Here is an 8812-nt window from a genome sequence, read left to right on the forward strand (position 1 = left end):
CTGCGCGCTGTGCGGGCTGTTGAGGGTGAAGGCATGTTCGGCTGCCCCCGGCACTGCGCCGGTGTCGGTTGTGCTGCCGATCGCGTAGACCAGAATGTCGTAGCCGAGCGAGGCCCGGCCATCCGTAGTGGACACAGCGACGATGTGCGCATCCGCGTCGATGCCTGTCGCCGATCCCTGCACGAAGCCGATGCCGGTGCCGGTCAACAGATCGGGGATACGATGATCGGCAAGGTGCTGGCCGGTGGCCAACTGGTGCATCCGCAGCCGCTCCGTAAACCGCTCCAGCGGGTTGACGAGGACCACCTGCACGCGCTTTGCTCGCTGCGCCACGCCGATGGCGGCAAGCATGCCGGTGTATCCGCCGCCGATAACCACCACCTTGCTCGTGCCAGTCATGTCCCGCCGCCGATCGAGCGGATAACATCAAGATTCATAGCCACAGAGTCTGGTGTGTTTCCCCACGGCCAGCAACGGCACTCTCGGCAACGTGCGTTAACTCGACGCTAAACATGCGAGGGATGGGCGCATCGTGAAACAGCGCGACATCGAGATCTTCCTGACGCTGGCCGACGAACTGCACTCGGGGCGCGCTGCCCTACGTAGGCTGATCACACATGCGCAGCGTGCTGGTGATGTCGTACTCAGGGACTACGTTCCGCCCCGGAATTACGCGTCTTCTGATCTGCCCGGTCAGCAGCGCCGCCTCGGGGTGGCTCCCCGGTTCTTGGTTTTAGCCGGCCTGCTGAGAGAAGCGCCAGGCATGGACGGGCAGACACGACATCGAACCTATCGGTAGCTTTTGATCATGTCCGAGGCCGACTTCACCCCCCTCCGCGTCACCCACCGGGCGCACAGCCGTGAGACCTTCTTCCGCATCCGCACCTGGGCGAAGGCGGAGGGCCACCCCGTCGGCGAGCGTGGCCGGATTGCTCCCGAAAACATCGGTGCCTTCTTCGCCGCCCCTCCCGAGGTCTACGAGCAGGCACACACGTTCGAAATGGTCCACGCCACCGCGAGAACCCCCGGCGCGTCGCCGGAGGATTACAAGTGGCAGGGGGACAGCCCGCTCGGGGACATCTACACGATCGTTTTCGTTCGCGGGCTCGACGAGCACGAGGTGCCGCGTCCGCCTACGCAGGGGCGCTACTGGCCGCGCGGTTTGTCCCGCACGGGAGTGCCAGCGCCGCTACAGTGCAGCTCAATCCTGAGCGGGACTGTTTGTGATCAGTTCGTCCCTCAGATCGGGACGAGCGTGGCGAGCAACCATCTCGTCGATAGCCAACGAATGATCCGGTACTCAAGGTGTCCACACCTCGGGGTGAGGGCCCCCGAACCCGCTCAGCGAGAGCTACCGGATGTCGCGGCCGATCATCGACGAAGCGGCGGCGGCCCGCGATCCGCGCGAGATCCGCACGGTCTTCAATGTCCCCGGACGCATCACCTGACCGGCCGCTGGCCGCCATGCGTGACCGCGCCGGCCGCTGGACCGGCGGCTCTGTGGGCCAGTGGGTGGAGGAACTCACCGGCACCGTGCTGGAGCTCGGCGCATCGGGATTCATCCTCTTCTCCGCCAGCGGCGGAACCCAGGACGGAGTCTCCCTCGGCCGCTGGGCCACGGAGATCGTCTCGTCCGTACGCGAAGCGATCATGAAGGAAAACCACTAGACGATCTATTCCAAGGGGTACGGGAGAGGCTTCGTCGCGTTTGTCGGCGACCTGCCGCTGGCCGGCCACGATCCCGGTGCCGTGACCGATCGCGGCGACCAGGAACACCCCGGCCGACCGCGGTGAGACGGTGCCGTGCAGCAGTTTCCCGGCGATCGCGGCGGCCGGCAGCAGCCCGGGGCCGGATGGGGGGACGCGCCTCAGTCGGAGCGCACGATCCGGACGGCGACGCCGTCGAGGATCAGCTCCAACCCGAGCGAGAAGTCCGCGTCGGCGACCGTCGCGTCGGGGGTGTCCGACGGCAGCGCCTCGAACAGCGCCGAGGAGAACAGCCGGGCCGCCTCGGGGAAGCGCTCGGGCTGGACGAGCCGCGCCAGCGCGCGGCCGTAGGCGCGCTCGGCGTCGACCTGCCCCTGGCCCTCGGCCCTGCCCTCGGCGAGTTCGTTGTACTGCCGCACCGACTGGACCACGTAACCGCTGATCAGTAACAGGATGCCGACCTTGTGCGCCCAGTCGAGGCGGGTGCGGGACATGATCGCCAGGGCGGCCTCCATCCAGGCGATCTGGTTCGGTCCGGACGGCGGTCCGGAGGCGGGCACGCGTGTCAGCCACGGTCGACGCTGGAACACCGCGCGCTGCGCGAAGGCCCAACTGCGCAGCCCTTCGCGCCAGTCGTCAGTGTCGATGTCCGGCGGTGCGCCCACGGCGACGTCGGCCATGAGAGTGAGCAGTTCGCCCTTGGATCCGACGTACCGGTAGAGCGACATGCTCGTGAAGCCGAGGCTCTTGGCGACCTTGGGAAGCGTCACGCCGCCGAGCCCGTCGCGGTCGGCGATCTCCACCGCTGCGGCGACGACCCGGTCGACGTCAAGGGCCGCAGGCCGCCCGAGCCGCGAGGACTCCGACATCCCCCACAGTCGACGCAGCGACGCCGGAACGGAGTCCTCGCCGGTCATGGATCCCCCGTTCGCCTCCGAAAACTGGGCCCCATCATGCCAGACCTAATTAGTATATCTGTGATACTTTCTCATCCAAACTAAAGCTTGTGTCTCGGGAAGAAGGACGAACATGAGCGTTGACACCGCACGACGAACATCGAGAGGAGCGGTCCGGCGTGCCGAACGTGCCCTCGCACCGGACCTAGCCAGAGGAGCGATGCTGCTGATCATCGCGCTGGCCAACGTCGCCGGAGTCGTCTTCGCCGGCGAGCCCGGTCTCGACGCCACGCCGGAAGGCGCCGACCGCGGCCTCAACTTGCTGCTTTTCGAGCTCGTCCACGCCCGCGGGTACCCGGTCTTCGCCGTAATGTTCGGCTACGGAATCGTCCAACTCGCCCGCCGCCAGGACGCCTCCGGCGCCACACCGAAGCAGGTCCGCTCGGTGCTGATACGGCGCAACCTCTGGCTCGTCGTCTTCGGGTTCGCGCACGCCGCCTTGCTCAACTACGGCGACTTCCTCGGCGCCTACGGGATCGTCGGGCTCGTGATGACGCTGGTGCTGCTGCGCCGCGGCGACAAGTTCCACCGCATCGTGTTAGTGCTCTGGGCGCTGGCGGCGGTCGAGATCCTGGTTCTCGGCGCCATCGTGGTGAGCCGCATTCTCGGAGGTCAGGGCGGGTCGGCCCCGCTGCCGGTCGGCCACGTCGACTCTCTCACCGCGCCCGGGTACGTCGCGTCCATGTTGGACCGCCTCGGCGAATGGCCGATGCACACGCTGACCGTCCTGCCCTTCATCATCATCACCTGGCTGGGCATGTGGGCTGCCCGCCGCCGCGTCCTCGAAGAACCGACCCGCCACAAGACCCTGCTCACGTGGGCCGCCGTCCTTGGACTCGGCGTCGCCATCGCCGGAGGCCTCCCTGCCGCCCTGGTCAGCGCCGGATGGCTGCATGTCAACGAGTCGGCCGCCAGCATGATGCTGATGCTCCACGGCGCCAGCGGCCTGTTCGCCGGCCCGGGTTACGTGGCCGTCTTCGGCCTGATCGCCATGCGGGTCACCCGGCCCGGCCCCGTTGTCGGCGCACTCTCGGCCCTGGGCCAGCGTTCCCTGTCGGGATACCTGTTCCAGTCGGTGGCCTGGCTGGTCCTCCTGGCACCCTTCACGCTCGCCCTCGGCGACCGTTTCAACAGCCCCACGGTGACCGGACTGATCATCGCGGTGGCCGTCTGGCTCGCGACCGTTCTGACCGCCCACCTGCTCGACAAGCGCAAGCAGGCCGGCCCCGCCGAGATCGTCCTGCGCCGCCTGACCTACGGGCCTCGGGGGTAGTCGCCGCGTCGTTGAGTAACGTATCTTGACCTGATGGTTAACGGAGCTGCGGATGGAGCTACGCGATATTGAGATCTTCCTGACGCTGGCCGAGGAGCTACACTTCGGCCGTACTGCCGCGCGCCTGCACGTCACTACCGCAAGGGTCAGCCAGGCCGTCAAGAAGCAGGAGCGCCACATCGGCGGCGCCCTGTTCGATCGCACCAACCGCACCGTCAAGCTCACGCCCCTTGGCGCGCAGCTTCGCGCCGACCTACAGCCGGTCTACCGTGAGCTGCGCCAAAGTATGCATCGGGCAAGGATGACCGCTCAGGGCATCACCGGCGTACTGCGCGTTGGCATGCTCCCTGTCAATGCATATGACCTGCGCCCGTATTGGGAGACTTTCAACGCCCGACATCCTCAATGGCGGTTGCAACTCCACCACAATCCATACCTGGACGCCTTCGGTCCGCTTCGGAACGGCGACATCGATGTGTTGGTGGCATGGCTTCCCATCGAGGAACCGAACTTGATCGTGGGGCCGGAAGTCTTCACCGAGCCGATGGTCCTGCTGGTGCCGCCTGGCCACCGGCTGGCTGACCAAGACTCGGTCAGCGTCGAGGTCCTCGGCAATCACGTGCTGCCGTCAGTTCCAGGCATGCCTGACTACTGGGAGGAGGGTTTCGCGCCTTTCCAGACACCCCGTGGCCGCCGGATCGAGCGTGACGCCACGCCCCACAGGGCTCTCGAGGAATTGTTCACGGTCGTCGGCGCAGGCGACCTGGTCTCCGTCCTCGGTGCTCACGTCGTCAGGTACCACAGTCGGCCCGACATCCGTTACGTGCCTGTCCGTGACTCCTGGCGACTGCGGTGGGCCTTGGTGTGGCGCAGTGATCGGGAGAACGACCTCGTCCGGGCCCTCACTCGCACGGTGCGCGACTTGGGACCGCGCCACACTTAAGGACTTGGCCCACGTGCGGAAAAGCAACTGAGGTCTGGTGATAGTTGGGCTCATCAGGGAGAGCAAGTGCTGACGGTTCTCGGAGGGCAGGAGTCGTTCGCCGCGAGGGTTAGGGCAACGTGGCCCGGCTGTTGCGCCTGCCACCTGTCGAGGCGAGCACCCGGGACGAGATAGCCATCCGCTTGGACAGTCGGAAGGTGGTGATCGGGCTGCTGCTTACGATCTCCTTGTAGAGGATGGCCGCTCGACCGGTGATGAACCAACGCCGCGGCGTGTCGTCGGCGTACGTGAACTGGATCACCGCGTCTTTCCGGCCAAGGCTCACCGGCTGGTGGAAGTAGCCGAAGCGGAACGGCTTGACAAGGCCGCCATGCAACTGACGGGCGATGTTACCGGCGGCGTGTGCCGCGCTGGGGATGCCGCTCTGGCAGGTGCCGTGGATGACGCCGTAAGCCTGGCTGATCGCGGCGGCATCGCCAACGGCGTAGATCTCGGGGTGCGACATTGACCGCAGCGTGGCGTCGGTGATGATGCGCCCGTACTCGTCGGTCGTGATCCCGGCCTTGGTGGCCAGCGGGGCCACCCGCACGCCGGTGGTCCATAGGCAGCCGTCGGCGGCTACGAACTCGCTGCTTGCTAGTTCCACTCCGTCCGGCAGCACCTTGGCGACGCTGACACCAGTGCGCACGCTCACGCCCAACCGATCCAATGCCGCCATTAGATAGGCGCGGGCCTTGGCGCCCATCATCGTCGCGGGTTCGTCCCGGCTGAGCAGCGTGACGCGGATGTTCCGGTGGGACTCGGCGATTTCGGTCGCCGCTTCGATCCCGGTCAGCCCGGCGCCGCACACCAGGAATTCGGTCCGGTCTCGTGCCGCCGTGAGGTGGTCGGCCAGCCGCTGCGCGCTGTGCGGGCTGTTGAGGGTGAAGGCATGTTCGGCTGCCCCCGGCACTGCGCCGGTGTCGGTTGTGCTGCCGATCGCGTAGACCAGAATGTCGTAGCCGAGCGAGGCCCGGCCATCCGTAGTGGACACAGCGACGATGTGCGCATCCGCGTCGATGCCTGTCGCCGATCCCTGCACGAAGCCGATGCCGGTGCCGGTCAACAGATCGGGGATACGATGATCGGCAAGGTGCTGGCCGGTGGCCAACTGGTGCATCCGCAGCCGCTCCGTAAACCGCTCCAGCGGGTTGACGAGGACCACCTGCACGCGCTTTGCTCGCTGCGCCACGCCGATGGCGGCAAGCATGCCGGTGTATCCGCCGCCGATAACCACCACCTTGCTCGTGCCAGTCATGTCCCGCCGCCGATCGAGCGGATAACATCAAGATTCATAGCCACAGAGTCTGGTGTGTTTCCCCACGGCCAGCAACGGCACTCTCGGCAACGTGCGTTAACTCGACGCTAAACATGCGAGGGATGGGCGCATCGTGAAACAGCGCGACATCGAGATCTTCCTGACGCTGGCCGACGAACTGCACTCGGGGCGCGCTGCCCTACGTAGGCTGATCACACATGCGCAGCGTGCTGGTGATGTCGTACTCAGGGACTACGTTCCGCCCCGGAATTACGCGTCTTCTGATCTGCCCGGTCAGCAGCGCCGCCTCCCTCTGTGCCAAGCTCAGGTGAGACATGTGGGACGGCCAGGGCGCGCTGGCGGGGGTATCACTCTAAGGTTACAAGCTCCGGTCGTCCGCGTTGAGCTGGCGGATTCGGTTGATCATGCGGTTGTGTCGACGGCTCAAGTGTCCGGGGTACGCGTGGGTAGGGCGCAGCCGGTGCGCACTGGGTCGAGCACGAACAGGGTTGTGTAGCGGCGTACGTTTGGCGCCTCCTTCAACAGTCGGTCCGCGACGGCGGTGTGGTGCGCCATGCCGCTGCACGCGAGTATCACGACGTAGTCCCAGTCACCGGAAACGTCGTAGATCTGCTGTACCTCGTCTGCAGCGAGCAGCCGCCTGCGGAACGCGTGATGGTGCCGGCTGGATTCGCGTTCGAGCGTCACCAGGCATACCGCGAGCAATGCGGTCGGCAGGCGACTTGGGTCGAGTAGCGCGACGTGCCGGGCGAGCACGCCGAGCTTACGGTAACGGTCGATCCGCCGCTGCACGGCGCTGGGTGACAGGGCAACGAGGTCACCAAGTTCGCGAAGGGTACGCCCAGAGTCGCGCTGCAGCAGGTCGAGCAGGTCATGGTCGACGTCGTCGAGTGTCAGGATCGGCTTCGGCACGCAACAATCTTGCGTCGAGGCGGGAAGGATTTCAATCGGGAACTGCGGGGTTACGGCTAGCGTCGTTGCCCAGGAGGCGTGGCTGAGGAAGGAACTGCGCCATCGACGACAGGAGCAGGCTCATGTCCTCATCGGTGCTCTACATGTCGATGTCCCTCGACGGGTACATCGCGGGTCCGAACGACGAACCGGGCAACCCCGGCGGTGACGGCGCGGCGGTGGAGCGGCTGCACGCCTGGGGCTACACCGTGGCCGGGGACGTCCGGCGGTCCGGGCCGGCCGGGGAGTTGGCTGAGGCGATGGAGGCGACCGGTGCGGTGCTGGCGGGTCGACGTACTGTGGAGCAGGTCGATCACTGGAAAGGTGATCATCACGGAGTGCCGATCTTCGTGCCCAGTCACCGGCCGCCGGGTCCCTCCGTGGCGAGCTATCCGTTGGTGACGTATGTGACCGACGGGATCGCCAGCGCGATGGCGCAGGCGAAGGCCGCTGCCGGAGACCGGGACGTGATGGTGCAAGGCGCGTATACGGCGCAGCGGGCGATCGAGGCCGGCGTGCTGGACGAAATGCAGATCCATCAGATCCCGGTGCTGCTCGGCGCTGGTCGTCGGCTGTTTGAGGTGTTGCAGTCGCGCGTCGAGTTGGAGATCGTTCGGGTGATCGACACACCGGAGGCCACCCATATCCGCTACCGCATCCACCGCTGAGCTGGCCATGCAGCAGCCTGCCGCGTACGGGTTCGTGGGAGCGGGTGCGATCACGGCCGCCATCGTAGAGGGCCTCAATGCGGATGTTGCTGGCCCTCCTGCGATCTACCTGTCACCACGCGGCCGCAGTGTGGGACGCGAACTGGCCAGCCGGTTTCCGAACGTGCATGTGTGTGACAGCAACCAGAATGTGCTCTCGAACGCGACGTCGATCGTGCTCGCGGTGCGTCCGCGGGTATCTCGTGCCGTCGTCGAGAAACTGTCGTTTCGGCCGGAGCACGTGCTGATCAGCGCGATGGCCGGTGTGCGGTTGGAACGGCTGCAGGACTGGGCCGCACCGGCCGGTCACGTCGTCCGGGTCATCCCGCTGCCGCAGGCAGCGCGTGGTCAAAGTCTGACGGTGATGTACCCCGACAACGCCGTTGCTCGTGAACTGTTCGCCCGTGTAGGAGGCATCCTGGTGCCGAGCGACGAATCAACCTTGGAGGCGTTCAGCGCGGTGACGGCTACCTTCGCCGCGCATCTCGATTACCTCACCACCATCGCCAGCTGGCTGGCCGACCACGGCGTTGATTCCGGCGCCGCGACCGCCTACACCACGCACATCTTTGGTCAGCTGGGCCAGTCCCTGTTACAGCGGACCGACTCGCTTGCCGCCCTGACCGACGATCACATGACTCCGGGCGGGATCAACCAGCAGCTCATGACCGAGCTGCGGCGGGATGGCGTACCCGACATGGTGCGGCGCGCCCTCGATCGGATACTGGCTCGCCTCCGCGGAGAACCCGCCTGAGTTCGTGCGGGGTGGGGATGCAGCGGCGTCTTCACCTCGTCACAGAGCTCCTCCGAACTGTATTCGGATCGCACTGTGAGGGGCCTCGGAGATTCCGGACAGCGTCTGGTGGTCTGACCTACGCTGCGGACTGCCGGGTCAGGTACTGGTCTTCGACTTCTTGCGGAGTCTGATATCCGAGTCCCGAATGCAGACGCTTGCGA

Annotated in this window: 10 protein-coding genes and 1 pseudogene; 7 read left to right on the forward strand and 4 right to left on the reverse strand. The window is 66.2% G+C overall.

Going from position 1 to position 8812, the window contains the following annotated elements:
* The coding region (locus EJK15_RS64880; RefSeq protein WP_171075341.1) for an FAD-dependent oxidoreductase at positions 1 to 399 on the reverse strand (399 nt) is incomplete at its 3' end.
* Between the two features lie 133 nt (positions 400 to 532).
* On the opposite strand from EJK15_RS64880, the gene EJK15_RS64885 reads away from it, so the two are divergent.
* The 3 genes and pseudogenes from EJK15_RS64885 to EJK15_RS75900 all read left to right on the forward strand — a co-directional run bounded on the left by EJK15_RS64885 (position 533) and on the right by EJK15_RS75900 (position 1668).
* Positions 533 to 799 carry a hypothetical protein gene (locus tag EJK15_RS64885; protein WP_138720191.1) on the forward strand — a complete coding sequence of 89 codons (267 nt, stop codon included), beginning with the start codon at positions 533 to 535 and terminating at the stop codon, positions 797 to 799.
* A 9-nt stretch (positions 800 to 808) separates the two neighbouring features.
* Positions 809 to 952, forward strand: a pseudogene (locus tag EJK15_RS78285) (Lsr2 family DNA-binding protein); the annotation flags it as partial.
* 512 nt (positions 953 to 1464) lie between these two features.
* Positions 1465 to 1668 (forward strand): hypothetical protein, encoded by a 204-nt coding sequence (locus EJK15_RS75900; RefSeq protein ID WP_240778041.1) that lies wholly within the window; start codon positions 1465 to 1467, stop codon positions 1666 to 1668.
* 200 nt (positions 1669 to 1868) lie between these two features.
* Here the strand turns inward: EJK15_RS75900 and EJK15_RS64900 are convergent, their stop codons facing one another.
* Entirely contained in the window at positions 1869 to 2624 is a 756-nt protein-coding gene (locus EJK15_RS64900; RefSeq protein WP_138720192.1) for a TetR/AcrR family transcriptional regulator, read from the reverse strand.
* A gap of 199 nt (positions 2625 to 2823) precedes the next feature.
* On the opposite strand from EJK15_RS64900, the gene EJK15_RS64905 reads away from it, so the two are divergent.
* A complete protein-coding gene (locus EJK15_RS64905) occupies positions 2824 to 3936 on the forward strand; it encodes a DUF418 domain-containing protein (protein ID WP_240778042.1) in 1113 nt (370 codons plus the stop codon).
* 52 nt (positions 3937 to 3988) lie between these two features.
* Positions 3989 to 4879, forward strand: coding sequence for a LysR family transcriptional regulator (locus EJK15_RS64910; RefSeq protein WP_138720194.1), 891 nt, complete (start codon positions 3989 to 3991; stop codon positions 4877 to 4879).
* Between the two features lie 109 nt (positions 4880 to 4988).
* Here EJK15_RS64910 and EJK15_RS64915 read toward each other — a convergent pair whose 3' ends face one another.
* Positions 4989 to 6176, reverse strand: coding sequence for an NAD(P)/FAD-dependent oxidoreductase (locus EJK15_RS64915; protein ID WP_138720195.1), 1188 nt, complete (start codon positions 6174 to 6176; stop codon positions 4989 to 4991).
* 444 nt (positions 6177 to 6620) lie between these two features.
* A complete protein-coding gene (locus tag EJK15_RS64920; protein WP_138720196.1) occupies positions 6621 to 7109 on the reverse strand; it encodes an Lrp/AsnC family transcriptional regulator in 489 nt (162 codons plus the stop codon).
* A gap of 122 nt (positions 7110 to 7231) precedes the next feature.
* Between EJK15_RS64920 and EJK15_RS64925 the strand changes: the two genes are divergently transcribed.
* Together EJK15_RS64925 and EJK15_RS64930 are read left to right on the forward strand one after the other, a co-directional pair.
* Positions 7232 to 7816 carry a dihydrofolate reductase family protein gene (locus EJK15_RS64925; RefSeq protein ID WP_138720197.1) on the forward strand — a complete coding sequence of 195 codons (585 nt, stop codon included), beginning with the start codon at positions 7232 to 7234 and terminating at the stop codon, positions 7814 to 7816.
* A gap of 7 nt (positions 7817 to 7823) precedes the next feature.
* Positions 7824 to 8609: an NAD(P)-binding domain-containing protein gene (locus EJK15_RS64930; protein WP_138720198.1), complete on the forward strand. Its 786-nt coding sequence runs from the start codon at positions 7824 to 7826 to the stop codon at positions 8607 to 8609.
* Positions 8610 to 8812: the final 203 nt, after the last annotated feature.

The sequence above is a fragment of the Nonomuraea basaltis genome, from assembly GCF_005893125.1.
Classification (GTDB): domain Bacteria; phylum Actinomycetota; class Actinomycetes; order Streptosporangiales; family Streptosporangiaceae; genus Nonomuraea; species Nonomuraea basaltis.